At 68.2% G+C, this 23,009-nt stretch carries 19 protein-coding genes; 17 read left to right on the forward strand and 2 right to left on the reverse strand.

What is annotated here, in order from left to right; all coding sequences use genetic code 11:
* Positions 1-138: 138 nt before the first annotated feature.
* The 14 genes from VKA86_14170 (at position 139) to VKA86_14235 (ending at position 16,762) form a co-directional block, all read left to right on the forward strand.
* Complete coding sequence (locus VKA86_14170) at positions 139-615, forward strand: AAC(3)-I family aminoglycoside N-acetyltransferase (protein HKK72357.1); 477 nt, start codon at positions 139-141, stop codon at positions 613-615.
* A gap of 369 nt (positions 616-984) precedes the next feature.
* Positions 985-1,338, forward strand: coding sequence for a hypothetical protein (locus VKA86_14175; GenBank protein HKK72358.1), 354 nt, complete (start codon positions 985-987; stop codon positions 1,336-1,338).
* 583 nt (positions 1,339-1,921) lie between these two features.
* The gene (locus tag VKA86_14180) at positions 1,922-2,233 is read left to right on the forward strand and encodes a hypothetical protein (GenBank protein HKK72359.1); all 312 of its coding nucleotides are present in this window, start codon (positions 1,922-1,924) and stop codon (positions 2,231-2,233) included.
* Between the two features lie 126 nt (positions 2,234-2,359).
* Positions 2,360-2,626 carry a hypothetical protein gene (locus VKA86_14185; protein HKK72360.1) on the forward strand — a complete coding sequence of 89 codons (267 nt, stop codon included), beginning with the start codon at positions 2,360-2,362 and terminating at the stop codon, positions 2,624-2,626.
* 447 nt (positions 2,627-3,073) lie between these two features.
* Positions 3,074-3,265 (forward strand): hypothetical protein, encoded by a 192-nt coding sequence (locus tag VKA86_14190; protein ID HKK72361.1) that lies wholly within the window; start codon positions 3,074-3,076, stop codon positions 3,263-3,265.
* A 146-nt stretch (positions 3,266-3,411) separates the two neighbouring features.
* Complete coding sequence (locus VKA86_14195; protein ID HKK72362.1) at positions 3,412-3,858, forward strand: fosfomycin resistance glutathione transferase; 447 nt, start codon at positions 3,412-3,414, stop codon at positions 3,856-3,858.
* Positions 3,859-4,024: 166 nt separating this feature from the next.
* Positions 4,025-4,774, forward strand: coding sequence for a class I SAM-dependent methyltransferase (locus VKA86_14200; GenBank protein ID HKK72363.1), 750 nt, complete (start codon positions 4,025-4,027; stop codon positions 4,772-4,774).
* 224 nt (positions 4,775-4,998) lie between these two features.
* Entirely contained in the window at positions 4,999-6,960 is a 1,962-nt protein-coding gene (locus tag VKA86_14205; protein HKK72364.1) for an aconitate hydratase, read from the forward strand.
* A gap of 164 nt (positions 6,961-7,124) precedes the next feature.
* Positions 7,125-8,231, forward strand: a complete 1,107-nt coding sequence (pdhA, locus tag VKA86_14210) for a pyruvate dehydrogenase (acetyl-transferring) E1 component subunit alpha (GenBank protein HKK72365.1) — start codon at positions 7,125-7,127, stop codon at positions 8,229-8,231.
* Complete coding sequence (locus tag VKA86_14215) at positions 8,228-9,217, forward strand: alpha-ketoacid dehydrogenase subunit beta (protein HKK72366.1); 990 nt, start codon at positions 8,228-8,230, stop codon at positions 9,215-9,217. The genes pdhA and VKA86_14215 overlap by 4 nt, the downstream gene beginning before the upstream one ends.
* Positions 9,214-10,677 carry a dihydrolipoamide acetyltransferase family protein gene (locus VKA86_14220; protein ID HKK72367.1) on the forward strand — a complete coding sequence of 488 codons (1,464 nt, stop codon included), beginning with the start codon at positions 9,214-9,216 and terminating at the stop codon, positions 10,675-10,677. Before VKA86_14215 ends, VKA86_14220 begins: the two co-directional genes overlap by 4 nt.
* Before the next feature lie 13 nt (positions 10,678-10,690).
* Entirely contained in the window at positions 10,691-12,073 is a 1,383-nt protein-coding gene (lpdA, locus tag VKA86_14225; GenBank protein ID HKK72368.1) for a dihydrolipoyl dehydrogenase, read from the forward strand.
* Between the two features lie 16 nt (positions 12,074-12,089).
* A complete protein-coding gene (locus tag VKA86_14230) occupies positions 12,090-13,622 on the forward strand; it encodes a TolC family protein (GenBank protein HKK72369.1) in 1,533 nt (510 codons plus the stop codon).
* The gene (locus VKA86_14235) at positions 13,619-16,762 is read left to right on the forward strand and encodes an efflux RND transporter permease subunit (protein HKK72370.1); all 3,144 of its coding nucleotides are present in this window, start codon (positions 13,619-13,621) and stop codon (positions 16,760-16,762) included. The genes VKA86_14230 and VKA86_14235 overlap by 4 nt, the downstream gene beginning before the upstream one ends.
* A gap of 26 nt (positions 16,763-16,788) precedes the next feature.
* Here the strand turns inward: VKA86_14235 and VKA86_14240 are convergent, their stop codons facing one another.
* Both VKA86_14240 and VKA86_14245 read right to left on the reverse strand, forming a co-directional pair.
* A complete protein-coding gene (locus tag VKA86_14240) occupies positions 16,789-18,933 on the reverse strand; it encodes a molybdopterin cofactor-binding domain-containing protein (GenBank protein HKK72371.1) in 2,145 nt (714 codons plus the stop codon).
* Between the two features lie 2 nt (positions 18,934-18,935).
* Complete coding sequence (locus VKA86_14245; GenBank protein ID HKK72372.1) at positions 18,936-19,394, reverse strand: (2Fe-2S)-binding protein; 459 nt, start codon at positions 19,392-19,394, stop codon at positions 18,936-18,938.
* A gap of 71 nt (positions 19,395-19,465) precedes the next feature.
* Here VKA86_14245 and VKA86_14250 point away from each other — a divergent pair, with 71 nt between their 5' ends.
* The 3 genes from VKA86_14250 to VKA86_14260 all read left to right on the forward strand — a co-directional run bounded on the left by VKA86_14250 (position 19,466) and on the right by VKA86_14260 (position 22,698).
* Entirely contained in the window at positions 19,466-21,130 is a 1,665-nt protein-coding gene (locus tag VKA86_14250) for an NTP transferase domain-containing protein (GenBank protein HKK72373.1), read from the forward strand.
* Between the two features lie 168 nt (positions 21,131-21,298).
* A complete protein-coding gene (locus tag VKA86_14255; protein HKK72374.1) occupies positions 21,299-21,766 on the forward strand; it encodes a hypothetical protein in 468 nt (155 codons plus the stop codon).
* Between the two features lie 50 nt (positions 21,767-21,816).
* Entirely contained in the window at positions 21,817-22,698 is an 882-nt protein-coding gene (locus VKA86_14260) for an SPFH domain-containing protein (protein ID HKK72375.1), read from the forward strand.
* Positions 22,699-23,009: the final 311 nt, after the last annotated feature.

Consider the following 23,009-nt stretch of genomic DNA (forward strand, 5'->3'; position numbering starts at 1 on the left):
GCCGACGAGGCGCGCTTGCCACGGCGGGGGCCTTGGGGGCATCATAGGTTCACGAGCAACGAGGCTCCGAATCGTGCGCCTTGCCGCGCGCCTCGGAGCTGAAGGCGTCCACGTTAGACGCCGCAGGAAGCGAACCCCATGCAGGATCGACTCGACTTTCGTGTCCAGGTACTTACGCGCGAAGACGTTGGGGCAATGCGAGGGATGCTCGCAATGTTCGGCGAGGCGTTTGAAGACCGAGAGTCCTACACGAAGGCGCAGCCCGATGACCAATACCTCATCGACTTGCTTTCAAGCAAGGCCTTCATCGCCATCGCCGCGATCAACGGTCAAGCTGTGGTCGGCGGACTCGCCGCCTATGTTCTGCCAAAGTTTGAGCAGGCTCGCAAAGAGATCTACATCTACGATCTAGCAGTCGCGTCTGCTTGCAGGCGTCAAGGCATTGCCACCGCCATGATCGAAGAGCTCAAGAGAGTTGCCTTGGCCGAAGGCGCTTATGTCATCTATGTCCAAGCAGACTATGGCGACGACCCGGCAATCGCGCTGTACACGAAACTAGGGGTCAGTGAAGATGTCCATCACTTCGACATTCCTCCCGGTGAAAGCGGCGTTTAACCCTTCCATCGAGAGGACGTCGCCCGGCAAGCCGGGCGCGGCTCTCATGTCAAACGTTGGAGCGACGCGCATAAACGGAACCGTCATGTTCGGCTCAGAGGTCTGCCGGAGTTCGCGAGAGCCCCGGTGTTTTTGTGGCGTGTCACCTCGCTTCGGGACCGGTTCCGGCGGCCTTCGCCTTCGGGAGGACTCTGGGCGTCGGCAGGGGTAGCTGTGTAGCGGCGGGTCCCAACTCCGCCTTCCAGCCGACGAGGCGCGCTTGCCACGGCTGGGGCCTTGGGGGCATCATTGGTTCACGAGCAGCGAGGCTTCGACAGGCGCCGTACAGCACCCCTCGCAGCTGAACGCGCCCACGTTGGGTACACCCGCGTGAAGAGGAAAGCGCTCCTGGGTATCTCGGCGTTGCTCTTGGTCGGGCTTGGAGCGCTGGCCTATCTGGCAGCGCCGCATTTCGCGACACCAAGATTCAGCGTGCTCAATGCAACGAGGAGCGCTGTTCAGGTGACCGCTTACTGGAAGAACGAAAGCAAGCGCCTCGGCACCATTGGGCCGAGTCAGGAAGTAGAGTTCACGGTCGATGACGAAGCGGGAATCTCATTCGAGGCGAAGTACAAGAACGGTAAGGAAGTGGCAAGCGACGAGATGTACTTCACGTCAGGCACCTCGATAGAAGCGAAGATTACAGAAACCGCGGTCGAGCTTCGCTATGAGCCACGCAACTGAGCAGAACGTTGGAGTCACGCGGATAGACGGAAACGTGGTGTTTGGTTCAGAGGTCAGCCGAGGTTCGCGAGAGCCCCGGCTTTCTCATGCTCCGTAACCTCACTTCCAAACCGGTCCCGGCGGCTTTCACCTTCGGATAGGTCGACGATCGCGGCCTCGAGTTCGCTGTCGGGTTTCGGATGCGCTGCGGCCCGGCGTTGGCTCTGCGGTTCCGTTCGAGGCCGAGGTCGGCGGGCGATGTCCCTTCGACGACATGGCGGCCGGTGACCGAAGACAGCTGCGAAGTGTCGCGGCGAGGGCGGCTGGTGTCGGCTTCGGCACGAGGCCCGGCTCTCGAGCAGTTGGCTTCGTGGGGTTCTGGGCGGCGGCGGGTGTAGCTGTGCAGCGGCGGGCCCCAACGCCGCCCTCCAGCCGACGAGGCGCGCTTGCACCGACAGCGGCTTCGGGTGCATTCTTGGGGGCACGAGCAGGGAGGCTTCGAACAGCGAGGCGCCGTTCAGCGCGCCTCGCAGCGAAACACGTCCACGTCGGGGCGACGATCGAAGTGCGTGAGGCAAGTCCGCCGGCCACCGAGGTACTTCTGATGTCCAGAAAGAGCTGTCCCCGCTGCGGTCACCGCATCACGCTGGGTCGATTTCTTCGGCTCACCTCGCATCGTGTGGTGTGCCGGCAGTGCGGTGCCGAACTGCACTCCAGACCAGAGCGCTTCGTGCTGGCGCTTGCGATCATGGCCGTCCCGCTCGGCTTCGTGGTTGCCGAGGCGCTCCGCAATCCCGTCTGGTGGCTCGGCGTCGTCGCGACCTTGGCTCTCTCTGTACTGGTCTGTTACTGGCTCTTCGAAGTGCGGGCCGCTCCAGGCACATGGGTCGAGGAGCGCGTCGACCGGCAATCCTGATGCGGGGACCATGCGCCCCGACTCCGCAGCACAGGGGACAAGGCGTGCTTGCCACGGCGCCAGCTTTGGGTGCATCATCGGTAAGCGAGCGGGGCGGCCCTGGAAAGGTCGGTCCGAATGCGCTGCATGGCCGAACGCGTCCACGGCAGCCGCGCCTCGAATGGGACTGGCTTCTGGAGGAGAACTGGATTGAGACGACTCGTCGCTGTCGTTCTGGCCTACGTCACTTCCAGGGTTGTGTTCGGCCTGTTCGAGTTCCAGTACCGTCCGTTCGATGAATCGTTCGACCTCGGGAAGCTGGCCATCGATCTCGGTGTCTTCGTCGTGTTGTATGTCGGCTTCGAACGGCTGTTGAGACTGGTGGGGCCGTTTGCTGCCAAGGGCGGGGGCTGACGTCCGTTCCAGCCCTCGAGGAGCGCTTGTCACACCGCGGCTTCGCGGGCGTACCCGAGTCACGACCAGCAAGCCCCATCACGCAGGATGCACAGACCGCCCCTCGGAATCATCCACGTGAGGCAGAGAAATGACGCTCAGCGAACCCATCGAGTGGAGCGGTGTTCTCGTCCTGCTCGGCCTGTTCCTCATGTGGCTGGGGCACACGAAGTGCCGCCGTGCGGAAGCGCCTCCCATCCATCGTGACCCGCTCGACAACCCTTTTGCCCGTCGCGGGTGGTACACGCGGACGGGGAATCGATTACGGGTCGTCGGCTTCACGATCAGTTGTCCGGGCGCGGCGGTCTCGTGCGGCACCGTTCGAACGCGCCCCGCGGCTGGTCGCGTCCGCAACATGCTGGAGCCGGCGTTCTTGCACTGCTGCAATGTCTGTGGAGGAATCCGAGAATGAAGAACAGAAGCTTCGTCATCGCAGGTGTCGCATCGAGCGGAGCAGGGGTCGTCCTCGGGATCGCCATGTCTTCGACGATACCCAGCACTCCGTTCGTCTTCGGTGCCACGATTGCCGTGTGTGCAGCGGTGGTGGCGGCCGTTGTCGGCGGCAGTCGAAAGAGGGGTGTCGATCTCCCGCGAGAGTGATCGAGTCCTGGGTTGCGCGTCATGGCATTGCGATCCTCTGGTGCAGTGTTCGGACACCCGCTTCGATTCTGCGAAGTGAGCTTCGCAGCGCGGGCATGTCGCGGCCCGTCACTCCGTCGCCCGCCACGAAGAAAGCAGGTCGACGATTGATCACGGGCATCAACCACATCACCCTGGCGGTCAGCGATCTCGATCGATCGTTCGAGTTCTACACCGAAGTCGTCGGGCTGAAGCCCGTCGCGAAGTGGGTACGCGGTGCGTACCTGGTCGCCGGCGACCACTGGGTCTGTCTGTCGGTCGATCCGTCGACACGTCGCGGTCCACAGCCCGAGACCACGCACATCGCGTTCTCCGTGCCAGCAGAGGACCACGCAGAATGTGCGGAACGCGTGCTGGCGCACGGTGTATCGGTCTGGAAGGAGAACCAGAGCGAAGGTCCCTCGCTGTACTTCCTCGACCCCGATGGCCACAAACTCGAGCTCCATGCCGGCGATCTGAAGAGCCGCCTGGCCGCGCTCGAGGAGCAGCCCTACGAAGGGCTCGAGCTCTACGACGGGCTCGCGGCAGTTTCCAGCAAGAGATCTGGGTCGTAGGGTGGGCTGGCTGGCGCCCATCGGTCCCTTCGCATGGAACGGACTTCCCGGGGAACTCGTCGTAGACTGACCGGGCCGGACGTCGATTCTGCGGAATCGCTGCACGGGCAGTCCGAGACCGTCTCACGACGATCCACCAACGACCCGCACGCACCAGGAACCCACCGTGTCCACCGACGACCTCGCCCTGCTCTTCGAACTGTTCGAGACCACGCCGCGCCAGGGACCCGGCAGTGCCGAGAGCACCCGCCGCGCACTCCGGATGCTGCCCGCCGACCTGCGGATCGAACGGGTGCTGGACCTCGGCTGCGGCACCGGGGCGTCGACCCTCGTGCTCGCCGAGGAGACGAACGCCGCGATCACGGCCGTCGACATCCATCCGCCCTTCCTCGCCACGCTGCGGGACCTGGCCGCCGAGCGCGGCGTGGCCGATCGCATCACGACGGTCGCGGCGGACATGGCCGCCACACCGTTCCTCGGCACCGGCTTCGATCTGGTCTGGGCCGAGGCGAGCGCGTACTCGATCGGTTTCGAGAATGCACTCGAGCGCTGGCGCTCGCTGCTCCGCCCCGGTGGCTGCCTGGTCGTGACCGAGATGGTGTGGTTCACGGCCGAGCCGTCCGACCGGGCGAAGGCCTTCCTCACGACGGAGTATCCCGACGTGCAGGACGAGACGACCCGCATCGACCAGGCACGCGCAAGGGGCTACGACCTGCTCGGTTCGTTCCGCCTCTCGTCGGACGACTGGCGTGCGTACTACGCCGGCCTCGATGCGCCGCTGCGCGAGGCGACCGCGCGGCACGGTGCGCTGGAGATCTACGAGGACATCCGGACGGAGATGGCCACGTACGAAGCCTGCGGCGACGACTACGGGTATCTGTGCATGGTGCTGCGGTCGACGTCGGGGTCGCAGTAGCCGGGCGGGGCGAAACGTCCCACCGACGATCCCCGGTTCCGCGCCGGCTCGAGCGCGTCGTGCCGGCACCCATCGGGGCCGACCGGACCCCGCCCCGGGCCACCACCCGGCGCCGAGCCTCCCCAGACCCCCGCGCCCAGCGTGGACCTGCTCCACGATGCCGGACGCCTCGAGTGAGCCCCACCTTGCAGGCGTGACTGGACCCCCGCCCGTAAGGAGCTCCCATGGGCCGCCCGCTCACGCAGAAGCTCATCGAATCCCATCTCGCCGGCGGCGAGAGGAAACCCGGCGAAGAGATCGCCCTGACGATCGACCAGACGCTCACCCAGGACGCCACGGGCACGCTGGTCATGCTGGAACTGGAGGCGCTCGAACTCGATCGGGTGCGCACGCAGCTCTCCGCCCAGTACGTCGACCACAACCTCATCCAGTCGGACTTCCGCAACCCCGACGACCACCGCTTCCTGTTGAGCGCCTGCCGCCGCTTCGGCGTGTGGTACAGCCGCCCGGGCAACGGCGTGAGCCATCCGGTGCACATGGAGCGTTTCGGGGTGCCGGGCCAGACGCTGCTCGGTTCGGACAGCCACACCTGTGCGGCGGGTTCGCTCGGGATGCTGGCGATCGGGGCCGGGGGCATGGACGTGGCCATGGCCATGGCCGGCGAGCCCTTCCGTGTGGGCATGCCGCAGGTACTCGGCGTGGAGCTGCGCGGCGAACTCCCCGACTGGGTCAGCGCCAAGGACGTGATCCTCGAGATGCTGCGACGCCGCGGCGTCGATGGCGGCAAGGGCTTCGTGATCGAGTACCACGGCCCGGGCGTGGCCACGCTCAGCGCGATGGACCGCCACGTGATCGCCAACATGGGCGCCGAACTCGGCGCCACGACGTCGATCTTTCCGTCGGACGAGCGCACGCGCGAATTCCTCGAGCAGCAGGAGCGCGGTGCCGCCTACCGCGAGCTCGCCGCCGACCCCGATCCGGACTTCGACGAATACGAACGCATTCGGCTCGACGAACTCGAGCCGCTGATCGCGCTGCCCACGAGTCCGGGCAACGTGGTGCCGGTGCGCGAGGTCGCGGGCCGGCCGATCGGCCAGGCCTACGTGGGATCGTCGGCCAATCCCGGGCTGCGCGACTTCGCGGTGCCGGCGATGATGGTGGAGGGCCGCACGATTCCCGCCGACGTGTCCTTCGACGTGAATCCCACGTCGCGGCAGGTGCTCGCGAATCTCGACCGCATGGGCCACATCGAGACGCTGGTCGCCGCGGGCGCGCGCATCCACCAGGCTGGGTGCAATGGCTGCATCGGCATGGGCCAGGCCCCGGCCACCGACACCATCAGCCTGCGCACGGTGCCGCGGAACTTCCCGGGCCGTTCGGGCACGCGCGAGGACGCGGTCCACCTGTGCAGTCCCGAGACGGCCACGGCCTCGGCGTTGCGGGGCGAGATCACCGACCCGCGCGATCTCGACACGGACTGTCCCGTCTTCGAGGAACCCGACCGCGTGATCGTCGAGACCTCGCTGCTCGAGGAACCGCCAGAGGACGGTTCGGACGTCGAACTCGTGAAGGGGCCGGGCATCGAGCCCCTGCCGCCCTTCGACCGCCTGCCCGATCGGATCGAGGGGCCGGTCCAGCTCACCATGGGCGACGACGTGTCGACCGACGAGATCATGCCGGCGGGCACGCGGGTCCTGCCGCTGCGCAGCGACATCCCCGAGATCAGCGGCTACACCTTCGAAGCGATCGACCCGGAGTACGTGGATCGCGTGAGCGAGGAGATGGAGAAGAGTCACCTCGTGGTCGCCGGCGACAACTACGGCCAGGGCTCGAGCCGTGAGCACGCGGCGCTCGCTCCCCGCTACCTGGGCCTGCGGGTCGTGATCGCGAAGAGCTTCGCGCGGATCCACCGGCAGAACCTGATCAACTACGGGATCCTGCCGCTGACCTTCGTCGATCCCGACGATCACGACCGCATCGAACGCGGCGACGAGATCGAGCTGGCCGACCTGCGCCGGGCGATCGAGGCGGACACGCTCACCGCGCACGACCGGACGCAGGACATCGACCTCGAACTCCGCAGCGACCTGTGCGGACGGGAGTGCGCGATCGTGCGCGCGGGTGGGCTGATCAACCACGTGCGCGAACACGGTCTGTCGGAGCAGGCCTCCGAGCGCAGCGCCTGAGGGTCGGGCCAGGCCCCACGGATCCCTCGCGGACCCACCGACCGGCCGGTCCGGGACCACCGTGCTCGGCCGGAGGCGGGCGGGCCCATGCCCGGACGACGCCGGACGCGGCATCTTCCGGGTCCACGCCGCACGCCCCCGTACCTCGACCTCGTGGAGGACCCGTGACCCGCGAAACGATCGAACTCCCGTGGTCGGTCGAACGCCTGCAGGTGCTCGACGCCGACGGCAACGTCGACGACGAGCTGCTGCCCGACGTCGACGACGACGAACTCCTGCAGCTGCACCGCGCGATGGTCTTCGCGCGGCGATACGATGCGCAGCTGCTCAAGCTCCAGCGCCAGGGACGGATCGGGACCTTCGCGCCGATCCGCGGCCAGGAGGCCGCGCAGGTCGGTTCGGTCTCGTCCCTGCGCGACGACGACTGGATGGTGCCGTCGTTCCGTGAGACGGCGGCCTCGCTGTGGCGCGGACTCGATCCCGTCTCGTTGATCCTCTACAACGCGGGCTACAACGAGGGCGGCGCGATCCCCGAAGACGCGCGCGACCTGCCGATCGCCGTGCCGGTGGCCACGCAGATCCCGCACGCCACCGGCATCGCCTACGCCGCGCGCCTGCAGGAGACCGACGAGGTCGTCCTCACGTACTTCGGCGACGGTGCCACGTCGGAAGGCGACTTCCACGAGGCCCTGAACTTCGCGGCCCTGCACGACCTGCCGGTGATCTTCCTCTGCCAGAACAACCAGTACGCGATCTCGACGCCGCGCGAGGAACAGACGGGCTCGAAGTCGATCGCGCAGAAGGCGCTGGCCTACGGCATGCCGGGCGTTCAGGTCGACGGCAACGACGTCCTGGCCGTGCGCCGCGCCACCGACGAAGCGGTCGCCACCGCGCGCGCCGGCGACGGTCCCACGCTGATCGAGGCGGTGACCTACCGCATGGGCGTGCACACCACCGTCGACGATCCGAGCAAGTACCGCGACGAGGAAGAAGTGGAGGAGTGGAAGGAGCGCGATCCGATCGAACGCCTGCGCATCCATCTGAAGAACCGTGAACTGATCGACGACGACGCCATCGACGAGCTCGAACAGGAGATCGACGACGAGGTCTCCCAGACCTGGAAGGACGCCGAGGAGCGCATGGAGTCGCTCGGCGACCCGGCGGTCATGTTCGAGCACGTCTACGCCGAGCCGACCGAAGAGATGCTCCGCCAGCGCGAGCAGGTGGAGCAGCGCGGCGGCACCGCCGGCGACGAGGAGGACGCATCGTGAGCGAACTCACCATGGTCGACGCCATCAACCGCACCCTGCACACCGAGATGGATCACGACGACACGATGATCGTCAGCGGTCAGGACGTGGGTGTGGACGGCGGGGTGTTCCGCGTGACCGACGGACTGCTCGACACCTTCGGCGAGCAGCGCGTGATCGACACGCCGCTGGCCGAGTCGCTCATCCTGGGCTCGGCGGTGGGCATGGCCGCACACGGCCTGCGTCCGGTGTGCGAGATGCAGTTCTCCGGCTTCAGCTACCTGGCCCTGCACCAGCTCGAGAGCCACGCCGCGCGCATGCGCTGGCGCACCCGCGGGCGCTTCACGGTGCCGCTCGTCGTCCGCATGCCCTACGGCGCCGGTGTGCACGCGCTCGAGCACCACTCCGAGAGCAAGGAAGTGTACTTCGCGCACACGCCGGGCCTGAAGATGGTGGTGCCGTCGAGTCCGGCCACCGCCGCCGGCCTGCTCCGCAGCGCGGTTCGCGACCCCGACCCGGTGGTCTACTTCGAGCCCAAGGCCCTGTACCGCTCCTTCCGCGAAGAGGTCGACCCCGACGAGCAGGAGATCGAGATCGGCCGCGCACGCACGCTCCGCGAGGGTGACGACATGACGCTGGTCGCCTGGGGAGCCATGGTCCCTCGCGCGCAGGAAGCCGCCGATCGCCTCGCCGACGACGACGGCATCGAGGTCGACCTGATCGACCTGCTGTCGCTGTCGCCGCTCGACCACGAAACGGTCTCGGAGTCGGTCCGCCGCACCGGCCACGCCGTGATCGTCCACGAGGCCCATCGGACCTTCGGGCCGGCCGGCGAGATCATGGCGCGCCTGATCGAGGACGCCTTCTGGTGGCTCGAGACCCCGGTCGAACGCGTGACCGGCTACGACGTGCCGGTTCCGTACTTCGCCCGCGAGCAGGACTACCTGCCGAGCGTCGATCGCATCGTCGCCGCCGCCCGGCGCAGCCTGGAGGTCGCGTCGGCATGACCAAGGAATTCGTGCTGCAGGATCCCGGTGAGGGCCTGCACGAGGCCGAGATCAGCGAAGTGCACGTGGGCGAGGGCGACACGGTCGAGGAGGACGACGTCCTGTTGACCGTGGAGACCGACAAGGTGTCGGTCGAGATCCCCGCACCGTTCAGCGGAACCATCGAGGACCTGCGCGTGGGCGAAGGCGACCAGGTCCGCGTGGGCGAGGTGCTGTTGACGTACGACGAGGCGGGCGACGACGGCGCGGCGCAGAAGACCGAGGAATCGGACGAGAAGACGGCGGGCGCGGAGTCCGAGCAGGAGTCCGACCAGGAAACCGACCAGGCGGAGACGCCCGACGAAGAACCGACCGAGTTGGAACGTGGTGAGTCGAGCGCCGAGGAGGAGGACGACGAGTCCTCCCGTCGTGGCGATGCGGGTGCGGAGACGGAGGCGACGACGAAGCGCACCGAGAAGGAGACGGCGGAAACGACGCGTGACGCGCACGACCGCCGCCGTCCCGTGCCCGCCTCGCCCGCGACCCGCCGGATCGCCCGCGAACTCGACGTGGATCTGCACGCAGTGGAAGCGAGCGGACCCGAGGGGCGCGTCACCGCCGACGACGTCCGGGCCGCGGCCGGAGAGGACGGCGAAGGGCGCGAGCGAGCCGCCGAGCCCACCCGCGAGCCTGCCGCGTCGGCCGACCGCGCCGACTTCGAGCTCCCGCGCCTCGACACCCCAGGACTTCCCGACTTCGATCGCTTCGGCCCGACCGAACGCATGCCCCTGCGCGGTGTGCGCCGCGTGACCGCCAAGCGCATGGCGCTGGCCACGTCGCAGGTGGCCGCCGTCACCCACCACGACGTGGCCGACGTCACCGATCTCGAACGCCTGCGTCGGCGGTGGCGAGACGACGTCGAGGAGATGGGCGGCAAGCTCACCCCGACGATCTTCGCGATGAAGGCGGTGGTGACCGCGCTGCAGGAGTTCCCACGGTTCAACGCCTCGCTCGACGTCGAGGCCGAGGAGATCGTGCTCAAGCAGCACTACCACCTGGGCATCGCCGTCGACACCGGGCGGGGTCTGCTGGTGCCGGTGATCCGCGACGTCGATCGCAAGTCCCTGCGCGACCTGGCCGTCGAGTTCACCGAACTGGCCGAGCGCACGCGCAACGGCGACGCCACGCGCGACGACCTGACCGGAGGAACCTTCACCATCACCAATCCCGGAGCGATCGGGGGGACCGGCTTCACGCCGATCGTCAACTGGCCCGAGGTGGCGATCCTGGGAATGGGCCAGGCCCGGCTGGAGACCGTGGTCGAGGGTGATCTCGACGACCACGAGAGTGCCACGCGACTAAGGCTCCCGCTGTCCCTGACCTTCGACCATCGCGTGGTCGACGGCGCCGAGGCTGCCCGCTTCGTGCGCCGCGTGGTCGATCTGCTCCGCGATCCCGAATCCCTCATGCTCGACGCCTGAACGGAGGACACCGATGAGTGACGACGAGGCTGGGCGCGTGATCGTGATCGGGGGCGGTCCGGGCGGCTACGCGGCCGCCTTCCGCGCCGCCGACCGCGGACTCTCGGTGACCGTGGTCGACGAGGGCGATGGTCTCGGCGGAGTCTGCGTCGACCGCGGTTGCATCCCATCGAAGGCACTGCTGACGATCATGGAGACCATCCTGCGCGCCCGCGAGGCGAGCGAGGCCGGGGTCCACTTCGACGACCCGTCGATCGATCTCGACGCCCTTCGCACGTGGAAGGACGAGATCGTGGATCGCCTGGTCGGCGGTCTCGATTCGCTGGCCGAACGCCGCGACATCGAACACGTGCACGGACGCGCACGCTTCGTCGACACCGACACGGTCGAGATCGACGGCGACGAACGCCGGTCCTTCGACCACGTGGTGCTCGCCACCGGCTCCCGTCCACGGCCGCTGCCGGGCGTGGAGTTCGGCGAACGCATCATGGACTCGGCCCGTGCCCTCGCGTTGCCCGACCTCCCGGGCTCGTTGCTGGTCGTCGGCGGCGGCTACGTCGGTCTGGAACTGGGCCAGGTCTACGCCACGCTCGGTAGCGAGGTCACGGTGGTCGAGATGACCGACTCGCTGCTGCCGGGAACCGACGAAGACCTGGTCGGACCGCTGTCGGACGCCGTCGCGGCCATGGTCCACGACGTCCGCCTCGGCACACGGGTCGAGGAACTCACCGAAGCGGACGGCGCGGTCGAAGCGCGGATCGACGACGAGACGCTGACCTTCGACCGTGCGCTCGTGGCCATCGGACGCGTACCGAACGTCGAGGACCTGGGCCTCGACGCCGCGGGCATCGAGACCCGCGACGACGGGACGGTCGACGTCGACGAGCACCGGCGGACGTCGAACCCGCGTGTGCTCGCGCTCGGCGACGTGGCCGGTGGCGCCTGGCTGGCCCACGAGGCCATGCGCGAGGGAGAGGTCGCCGCCGACGTGATCGCGGGCGAGGCCGACGCCTTCGACGCCCGCGCGATCCCGGCCGTCGTCTACACCGATCCGCAGGTCGCCTGGTGCGGACTGACCGAGGCCGAGGCCGAACGCCAGGAGCGTGAGGTGAAGGTCGAGCGGTTCCCGTGGTCGGCGAGCGGGCGCGCGCACACGCTCGGGGCGAGTGCCGGTTTCACCAAGCTGCTCTTCGATCCCGACGACGGCCGTCTCCTGGGCGCCGGCATCGTCGGGCGTCAGGCCGAGGCGCTGGTGGCCGAAGCCGTGGTCGCGATCGAGATGGGCGCGGTCGCCCGCGATCTCGAGATGAGCATCCATCCGCATCCCACGTTGTCGGAGACGATCGGCGAGGCGGCCGCGTCGTTCCACGGCGTCGCCACCCACGTCGCGCACTGATCGGGGCGGTGGGATCATGCAACTCGAGTCGTCCCCGGAACGCCGCGGGCAGGCCGGGATCCGTCCGGCCCTGCTCTCGATCCTGATCGCGGGGCTGCTGATCACATCGGTGGCCGCCGCGACCGACGACGCGCCGCCCATCGACCTCGATTCCTTCCTGGCCGCGGTGCGCTCGACGCACCCTCTGTTCCCGGCCGAGGACCTCGCACCGCGCATCGAGAGCGCGCGGCGCGAGGAACTGGGCAGCGCCCGTGACTGGCGACTGGGTGCCCGCGGCGGCTGGACCTACCGTGAGCCGATCAGCACGTCGACCTTCGCGCCGCGCTGGACCGAGGTCTTCGACCTGAACTCGTCGGTGGAGCGCGCGGTGTGGTCCACCGGTGGCCGCTTCGCCGTGGATTGGACCTCGCGCTGGACCGAACAGCAGTTGCCCTCGATCGAGGTCCCCTCACCGCAGGGTGTGCAGTCCATCGAAACGGGCGCGGGGACGCTCTTCCGCACCGGCCTGTCGCTGCGGTTCTCGCAACCACTGCTGCGCAATCGCGGGGGGACACTCGATCGACTCGAGTACGACGTCGCGGAGTACGGGATCGACGCGGCCGGCCTGCAGGCACGCGAGCGGCAGGAGGCCTTCCTGCTCGAACTCGGGAGCATGTTCGTCGGCTGGGCGCAGTGGCACCGCCTGCGCGACGTGTCCGCCGACCGCGTGGACGTGGCCGAGGAGCAGCTCGACCTCGTGCGCGATCTGCGCGAGAGCAATCTCGTGGATCGCGTCGACGTCCTACGGGCCGAGGAGTCGTTGGCCGCGGCCCGACGCGGCCTGTCGACGGTCGAGGCCGAGTTGCGCGGGCAGCGCGCGGCGCTGGCCGAACTCGCGCAGATCGAGGACCTGACCCGCCGCGCGCCGTCGATCGCACTGACCGACACCGTGGCGCTCGACGATCTGCAGACCGTGCTCGCCGAATTGCGAGGCCGTGCGAGACGGCTGCAGGTCGTCGACCAGCGCCGCCGCGCGGTGCAGCTGCGCCGGGACGGTGCCGCCGAGTCGGAGGATCCCACGCTCGACCTGGACCTCGACGTCGGCATCGCCGGCGGCGACCGCGACTCCTACGGTTCGGCGTGGGCGCTCGACTCGCCGGACGTGGGCGCGGCGCTGGTGTTCCGCCAGCAGCTCGGCGCCGGCCGGGCCGAGGCCGCGCGTGAACAGGCCGACCTCGAACTCCGCCGTCTCGACCATCGCCGGCAGCAGACCGAACTCGACCTGCGCTCACAGGTGGCCCGCCAACGTGCGCGGCTGGGCGGGCTGGCCGACGCTCTGGCCCTGCACGAGCGGCAGGTCGAGATCGCCGAGCGCAAGGCCGCCGCCGAGCGCGACCTGTACCGCGAGGGCCGCAATCCACTGACTTTCGTGCTCCAGGCCCAGGACGCCGAACAGGCGGCGCGCGAGGCCTGGATCCGCACGGGGGCACAGTACCGCCGCGCGCTGCTGGCCTACCGCGCGGTGATCGACCGTCTACTCGACGAACCATCCCATGGAGACGGATCGTGACCGACACCACCGAACGCACCGGTGAGCAACAGGACTCGAAGGCCCTGCCCGTCGGCGAGACGGCGCGCAAGGTCTTCCTCGTGTTCTCGCGCCGTCATCTGGCCGCGAACCTGTTCACGCTGATGGTGCTGGTGCTCGGCGTGGTGCAGGGGATGCGCATCCAGCGCGACGTGTTCCCCGAGGTCAACCTGGGCGAGATGATCATCACCACCCGCTACCCGGGAGCCTCGCCCCGCGACGTCGAGCTGAACGTGACCGACGAGATCGAGGACGAGATCGAGGGCGTGGCCGGGATCGAGGAGATTTCGTCGTACTCCATGGAGAACCTGTCGGTGATCACCGTGACCATCGACATCGACGCCGACGACGAGCAGCAGATCGAGGACGAGGTGCGTCGGGCCGTGGACCGCGTGGTAGACCTGCCGCCGGAGGTCGACGAGGAACCGCGGGTGGAGACGATCGAGAGCCAGGACCTTCCGATCCTCGAGGTGGGCGTGGCGGGCGACCTGCCCTACGAGACGCTGCGTACGCACGCGGCGCGCTTCGAGCGCGCGCTCGAGGATCTCCCGGGCGTCGCGGAGCTCGACGAGATCTGGTACCTCGACCGCGAGGTGCGGATCGAGGTGTCGCCCGCCCGCATGGACAGTCTGCAGGTGGCGCTCGACGAAGTGGTCCGCGCCGTGGCCGGCCGCAACGTACGCTCGACCGGTGGCGAACTGCAGACCGGTGACCGCGAGGAGAGCGTGGTCACCCAGGCGCGTTTCGAGTCGCCCGAGGAGATCGCGCGCGTGCCGGTGCGCGCGGTGTTCTCGGGACCGGTCGTGCGCGTGGGCGACGTCGCGGAGATCGTCGACGGCTACGAGGAGGCGCGCACGATGTCGCGCATCGACGGCCTTCCCGCGGTGACCTTCGCCGTGGTCAAGGACGACGACGCCGATGTGATCCGGGTGGCCGACCGGATCCGCGATCTGGCCGAACGCTTCGAACTCGAGGAACTGCCCGACGGCGCGCGCATCCTGTTCAGCAACGATCAGAGCACCTACGTGCGCAACCGCTTCGCGGTGGTGATCGCCAACGGGTTGATCGGCCTGGCGCTGGTGCTGGTGGTGCTGACCGTGTTCCTGAACATGCGCACTGCCTTCTGGGTGGCGATCGGGATCCCAGTGGTTCTGCTCGGAGTGGTGTTCCTGTTGCCGGCCTTCGGTCGGTACCTCGACATCATCACGCTGGCCGCCATGCTCCTGGTGATCGGTCTGATCGTCGACGACGCGATCATCGTGAGCGAGAACACCGTGCGTCGGCACGCCCTCGGGGTGGGATCGGGACCGGAGGCCGCGGCCGAGGGCATCGCCGAGGTCTTCCGGCCGGTGCTGACCACGCTGCTGACCACGTTTCTTGCCTTCGCGCCGATCTTCTTCATGCCCGGAGTGACGGGCCAGTTCATCACCGTGATCCCGCTGGTGGTCAGTCTGGCCCTGGCCCTGTCCCTGGCCGAGATCGTGTTCGCACTGCCCGCGCACCTGGCCGGCGGTCTGGATCGCCTCGACGAGAAGAAACGCAGTACCCGGCCGTGGTTCGACCCCATCCGAGGCCTCTTCGTGCGCTTCATGCGGGGTGTGCTGTGGGGGCGGTACGTCTTCGTGGTGCTGTCGGCCGCTCTGCTCGCCATTGCCCTGTGGTACGTCACCACGCACATGCGCTTCATCCTGTTCCCCGCCACTTCGGCCGACTCGTTCGTGGTCTACGTCGACACGCCCGTCGGATCGTCGCTGGAACACACGTCCGAGAAGGTCACCGAGATCGAATCGCTGGTCGCCGGCCTGTCCGACGGCGAGCTGGAGTCCTTCGCATCCCGCATCGGCAGCCACGGTCGCTTCGAGCCGGGCGAGAACGAACACTGGGCCTTCGTGCGCGTGAACCTGACGCCGTACCCGCAGCGCGAGCGTACCGCGGCCGAAATCGTGTCGGCCTTGCGAGACGACACCGACGAGCTCGAGGGCTTCGCCGACATCTTCTACAAGGTGGTGAAGGGCGGGCCGCCGGTGGGGCGGCCGGTCACACTGCGGGTGATCGGCCACGACCCGGAGCGTCGACGGGCGCTGTCGGACTCGGTAGTGGCCTTCCTGGAGTCGATCGAGGGCGTCCGTGACATCGACCGCAACGACCGCCGCGGTCCGGCCCAGATCCGGGTCGACCTCGACCAGAACCGGCTCGCCCGGCGCGGACTGACGGTGGCCCAGGTGGCCGGCACACTGCGCCTGGCCTACGAGGGCCGCGACGTGGCCAACGTGCGTTGGGGCCGCGAGGACGTCGACCTGCACGTGCAGCTGACCGAAGAGGCCCGGTCCGATTCCACCCAGCTCGCCTCGCTGCGGATCCCCAACGTCGAGGGCCGTTTGATCCGTCTGGACGACGTGGCCGACTTCGAGCGCACGGGTGGCCCGTCGCGCATCCATCACTTCGACACCGACCGGGCCACACGCATCACCGGCGACGTCGATCAGGACCTGATCACGCCGCTGCAGGCGATCGACCGGATCCGGGGCCACTTCGACCTCGCGGCGGACTGGCCCGACATGGAGTTCGTGTTCGGGGGCGAGGGCGAGGAGACCCAGGAGTCGTTCCGCAGCCTGTTCATCGCCTTCGGCGTGGCGGTGATCGCGATCTACTTCCTGCTCATGCTGCTCTTCGAGTCGGTCACCCAGCCGCTGACGATCATGGTGGCCATTCCCTTCGGCGTGCTGGCGGTGATCTTCACCTTCGCCGTGCACGGTCTGCCACTCGGGTTCCTCGCCATGCTCGGGCTGGTGGGACTGACGGGCGTGGTCGTGAACGACTCGCTGGTGCTGGTGAGCCACGTGGAGGACCTGCACCGCAGCGATGCCGAGGCCACGTGGAAGGACGTCGTGAGCGAGGGCGCCGCCAATCGTCTGCGTCCGGTCACCATGACCACGTTGACGACCTCGTGCGGTCTGCTGCCGCTGGCCTACGGACTGGGAGGCAGCGATCCCTTCCTCGCGCCGATGGCCCTGTCGCTGGGCATGGGCCTGCTGCTGGCCACGCCGCTCTCGCTGCTGCTGGTGCCGTGTCTGTTGATGGTGCGCCAGGACGTGCACCGGCTGTTCCGGCGCGGCGGCTGAGAGACCGCCGCACCGGATCCGGTCGATCAGGCGAAGAGCGGAACGCGGCGCAGGCGCTCGCCGGTGGCCATGAAGTGCGCGTTGCCGAGGGCGGGCATGGTGGGAGGGATCGGGACCTCGCCGATCCCGCCGGGCCGGTTCTCGTTCTCGAGGATGTGCGTGGTCACCGTCGGTGTCTCGCTCAGGCGCATCATCGGGAAGTCGCCGAAGTTGCCCTGTTGCACGCGTCCCTTCTCGACGGTGATCTCCTGCATCATCGTCGCGCTCAGGGCGAACACCACACCACCCTCGAACTGCGAGCGCACGAGGTCGGGGTTGATCACACGGCCGCAGTCGACCACGGCGGTCACCGCGTCGATCTTCGGCCGGCCGTCCTCGACGTGCAGGTCGAGCACCTCGGCCACGTACGAGTCGTAGCAGTACGAGAAGCCGATCCCACGACCGTGGCCGTCGTCGACGCTGCGGCCCCAGTTCGAGCGGTCGGCCACTTCCTCGACCACGCGCAGCATGCGATCGGGGTCGAAGGGCGGATCGCCGTCGCCGCGCGGTCGTGGGTGCTCGCTCAGCATCCGCAGTCGGAGTTCCATGGGATCCATACCGCCGGCGTGGCCGAGTTCGTCGAGGAAGCACTGGGCGACGAAGGGATTCTGCGAGTGCACGGTCGACCGCCACGCACCGCGTGGCAGGACCCACGGCACGTGCGTGTACTCCACCCGCAGGTTCGGGAACTGGTGGGAGGGGAACTCGTCGGACCGGAACACTCCGCGGTGGGTGTTGAGGATGTGCCAGTGCAGGGCCGTGGGCACGCCGTCGGCGTCGACGCCACCGCGCAGGCGGTGGAGGCTGGCCGGGCGGTAGCGGTCGTGGCGCATGTCTTCTTCACGGCTCCACACCACCTGCACGGGACCGTCGACCTCGCTCGCGATGCGCGCGGCCTCGAGTTCCATGTCCGGGTACAGACGCCGTCCGAAGCCGCCGCCCACCAGGGTGACGTGCACGGTCACCTGCGAGGTGTCGAAGCCCAGCAGGCGCGCGACGCGTTCGCGCACGGTCTGCGGGTTCTGCGTGGGCGTCCAGATCTCGCATCGATCGCCTCGCAGGTCGATCGTGCAGTTCATGGGCTCCATGGGCGCGTGAGCCAGGAAGGGCAGCTCGTAGGTGGCCTCGAGCGTCCTCGCCGCGTTGCCGAGCGCGCCGTCGACGTCGCCGTCCTCGCGCAGGACCTCGCCGCGCTCGTCGACCAGGCGGCGGAAGGTCTCGTGCAGCTGCTCGGTGCTCGCGTCGGCGTCGTCGCCCTCCTGCCAGGCGATCTCGAGTGCCTCGGCTCCGCGCAGCGCCGACCAGGTGTCGCGGGCGATCACGGCGATGCCGTCGGCCACGTAGAAGCCGTCGTGCAGGCCGTCGATGCCGAACACGCGTTCCACGCCGTCGATCCGCATGGCCGGCGACGGATCGAACTCCTGCGGACGGCGTCCACCGTAGACGGGACACCGCGCGACCGCGGCGTAGCGCATGCCCGAACGCCGGATGTCCATGCCGTAGCGGGCACGGCCGGTGACGATGTCGGGGCCGTCGATGCGGTCGAGGGATTCGCCGATCAGGCGGTAGGTGGCCGGGTCCTTGAGTTCGACTTCGTCCTCGCTCGGAACGTCGAGGGTGGCGGCGGTCTCGACCAGATCGCCGTAGGCCCACTCGCGGTCGCTGTTCCAGTGCAGGACGCGTCCGTCGCGGGCGCGGCACGAGCCGGGTGCGACGTCGCCGAGGCGGGCGGCGGCGCGGATCAGCATGGTGCGCGCGGTGGCGCCGGCCTGGCGCAGCGGATCCCACATGAGCCGAACGCTCAGACTGCCTCCGGTGAGCTGGTGGCCGTACTTCTCGTCGCCGTCGGCCTGGACGATCGTCACGTCGTCGAGGCGGACTTCGAGTTCCTCGGCCAGGATCATGGGCATGCCGGTGCGGGTGCCCTGACCCATGTCGGTACGGGAGACCCACACGGTGATACGGCCATCGGTGTCGATGGCCACGAAGACGTTGGGCTGGAAAGTGTCGGCGGCGACGGCGTCGGTGGCGTCGACGGAGTCGAGCAGGGCGACGCCCAGCACGAGTCCACCGGTGGCCATGCCGGTGCGTTGCAGGAACTCGCGGCGTCCGATCTTGCGGATGGCGACCATGATCAGCCCTCCTTCGCCGCGCGACGGATCGCCCGGTGGATGCGTTCGTACGTTCCGCAACGGCACAGCACGTCGTCCATGGCGGCGTGGATCGCGTCGTCGTCGGGGTCGGGGTCCTGTTGGAGCAGGGCCACGGCGGCCATGATCTGTCCCGGCTGGCAGTAGCCGCACTGCGGGACCTGTTCGGCGAGCCAGGCGCTTTGTACGCGATGCGTTCCGTCGGGCGACAGGCCTTCGATGGTCGTCACCCGCGAGCCGTCGGCGTCGGACAACGGTGTGACGCAGCTGCGGACCGCGGTGTCGTCGAGCAGGACGGTACAACTGCCGCAGATGCCCTGCCCGCAACTGAAGCGCGTTCCCGGAAGGTCGAGGTGGTCGCGCAGGGCCCACAGGAGGGGCATGTCGCCGGAGGTGTCGAGCGTGCGGCGTTCTCCGTTGACTTCGAACTCGAATCGGGCCATGGCGTCCTCCTCGGGCGCGGGCGTCGAATTGGGGTGCGCCCAGTGTTATGGTCGCGCGGGGTGATCAAAACATGGATTCCGTGACCTCGTCCGCCGAACTCGTGCGCGCCTTTCGTGAACACCGTCACGCGGGGCGCTCCTGCGTGCTCGCCACACTCGTGCGGGTGGTCGGGCCGGCCTTCCGACCGCTCGGCAGCCGCATGCTCGTCGGCGACGACGGATCGCGGATCGGCGACCTGAGCGGCGGGTGTCTGGACGACGACGTGGCCGCCCGGGCGGTCGAGCTGTTCGAGACGGGCGGTTTCCGCCGCCTGGTCTACGACGGCGAACGCATCGCCGATCTCGCGCGCGGTTTCGCCACCGGGTGCCCACGCCGCGTCGAGATCCTGCTCCAGGGCGTCGATCCCGATCCGACCGGCGTGCTCGAGCACGTGGCCGAGTGGGATCGCAACCGCCGGTCCGGCGTGGTGCTCACGCTGTTCGGGCGCGACGAGTCCGACGACTTCATGCCGGTCGTCTACACGTGGCCATGGGGAGAGGATCCCACGCCGGTGCCGGGGGATCCCGGACTGGCCGAGGAGATCCGTCGTGTCGCGCGGGCGGTCGAGGACGAACCCGTGACTCGCGACGTCGTGCTGCGCGTGGGCGAGGAACGCATCCGTGTGCTGGCCGAAGTGGTTCGTCCTCGTCCGCGTCTGCTGTTGATCGGGGGCAGCGTGGTGGTGATCGAGGCGCTTCGGTCGATGGCCCGGGCGCTCGACTGGGAGACCGTGTGCGTGGCCGGAGGCGGGCCGGCGCACGGCACACGGCCCGAGGACGAGCGGTCGATCGACCCCGCGGAACTCGACGAGACGCTCGACCTGGACGACCGCACCGGCGCACTGGTGCTGACGCACCACAACGCGCGCGACGCCGAGTGGATCCGTGCGCTGCTGGCGAGCGACGTGGCCTACGTGGGCGTGATGGGTTCGCGCCGACGGTTGAAAGCGATGTTCGCGACGACGGGAGCGGTGGACGACGGCGGCCGTCTGTACGCTCCGGTCGGGCTGGATCTAGGCGGGCGCTCTCCACACGACATGGCCCTGGCGATCCTCTCGGAGATGCAGGCCGTTCTGAACGGACGCACGGCGCGCCCGCTGCGTGAAGGTCTGGGCACCGGCGACACCGGAGCGATCGTCCTGGCCGCCGGTGGATCGCGACGCCTGGGCACGGCGAAACAGTTGCTGCAACACGGGCGCCGCACCCTGCTGCGACGCACCGTCGAGGAGGTGGTGGCCACCGGCTGCCGCCCCGTGGTGGTGGTGCTCGGCGCCGAGCACGAGCGCATGGTCGAGGAGCTGCGCGGACTCGACGTGTCGGTGTGCGTGAACGAGTCGTGGCCGGAGGGCATGGGGACGTCGCTGGCCCGCGGGATGTCGTACCTGCGGGAGTTGCCGCGGGCGGTGGATCGCGTGCTGGTGACGTTGTGCGATCAGCCCGCGGTCGACGCTTCCTTGCTGCGGGAGTTGCTCGAGAGCCACGCGCGGGGCGGGCGGAGCATGACCGGGAGTGCGTACGCAGCGACGATCGGGGTGCCGGCGGTGTTCGAGGGGAAGTGCTTCGGGGCGTTGGAGGGCTTGCAGGGGGATCGGGGGGCTCGCTCGCTGTTGCGCGACGACGGGGCGGACGTGACGACGTTTCCGTTCGCGGCGGGGGCGTTGGATGTGGATCGGCCGGAGGATGCCTCGGACTCCTGAGGAGTGGGGCCACCGCGCCCTATTGCGTTCCACCCTGTCCGCGGCGTTCGGCTTCGCACGATGTCGAGTTGCGAAGGCGTGATGTGCACCAGGTCGTCGTCAACGCAAGGCGCGGCTCGACGACAGAGATGTAGGCCTGAATTCCGACACGAGGCAGGGGCAGCGCCAATGAGCGGAGAGTCGATATTTCCGGGTCTGTCGCTCGAGGAGGCGCTGTTGGTGATCGCCGCGGTGCTCGTCGTGGTCGACGTGTTCGTCGCTGCGGATTTTCCGACACTCGTCGCCTATGTCGCCGTGGCCGCGGCGATCGGCATGAACATCGATGCCGATCCTCGGTATCGATGGGTCGGAGGCGCTCTCGTCTGGCTCGTGCTCGTCGTCTTCCACTTCTCGATGTGGCGCAAGCTGGTGACGGGAATCGTGAATCGGTGGATCGCCCCGACGAGAATCAGATCGGTCGTCGAGAGTATGGTCGGGGAGTGTGGCACGGCACGTCGGATCAAGGGTCATCTGATGATCGATGTCCAGGGTGAGCTCTGGTCAGTTCACGAATGCCCGGATCTGGAGGACGGACAGCGAGTCCGAGTCGATCGACTCGTAGATGGTCGTTTGAAGGTCTCGCGTATCGAGTCGTGACCAGGCCCCAGTGGAATCACACTCTACTCGAAACGAAGAAAGACGGGCTGATGTCGATTTTCTACACCATTCCCCAGAGCCACTGCGTCGTGATCCAGCGGTTCGGGAAGTTCGCACGTATCCAGGAAGCGGGTCTGCGATTCAGGATTCCGATCATGGAGCAGATTCGCCGTGTCGACGATTGGGGCGACGTGGCGAACAAACGAGGGTTCATGATCGAACAGACGGAGCAGCAGACCGATACGGAGCCGAGGAACTGCCATACCGCCGACAACGTCATGGTGCGCGCCAACGCGTCGCTGTACTGGCGCATCGTCGATCCACGAAAGGCATTGTACCAGGTCGACGTGCTGCCGGGTTCGCTCTCGGACATCGCTCTGAACTCGCTGCGGTCGAACATCGGCGCCATGGAGTTGGACAAAGTGCTCACGGAGCGCCAAGCGATCAGCGATGCGATCGCGGCCGATCTGGCCGCACCGGCCCAGAAGTGGGGCGTCAACCTGATTCGCGTCGAGATCCAGGAGCTGACGACCGATGAGGACACCTCGAAGGCGATGCTGCAGCAGATGCAGGCCGACCGAAATCGTCGAGCGCAGATCGCAGAGGCCGAGGGGCGCGCGAAAGCCGAGGTCACCGTGGCAGAGGCCGAGCGTGATGCCATGATCATTCGTGCCAAGGGCCAGGCGCAAGCGACGATGATGATCGCGCAAGCCGAGAAGCGATACCTCCAGGACCTGTCCGAGGTCATCCCCAAGGGCGAAGCGGCGATGGTGCTCGCAGCGCAGAAGTACATAACCGGATTCGAGAAGATCAGTCAGGCTCCCGCCGACAAGGTCTTCCTTCCGAACAATTTCAACGGCATCTTCTCGGTGTCCACCAACGGCACGCCTCAACGAGGACATACGCCAGACATCGAGCCGAGTATGCAGTGAACGAATCGTCCTGGGCAGGGGAGCGACCGACCGGGGACACGCGTCGATGATCGGTCGGTCCCCCCCTGGGCATCGTGGTGGGTTCGGTCGTATGGTTGTCGGAGGCGGGAGTCGGCCCCTCCCCGCCGAGCGACCCCGCGGAGGTCTCCCTCATGCGAAGACTCGTTCCCATCCTGCTCCTCGCCCTGCTCGCCCCCGCCCGCGCCGACGACTCCGCCGAGACCAGCCCCCACACCTGGCCCATCGCCTTCCAGGAGACCTACCTGCTCCTCCCGCACGAGGGCCAGCAGCTCGAACTCGAACCCGACGGG

The sequence above is a fragment of the Candidatus Krumholzibacteriia bacterium genome, assembly GCA_035268685.1.
Lineage (GTDB): Bacteria > Krumholzibacteriota > Krumholzibacteriia > JAJRXK01 > JAJRXK01 > JAJRXK01.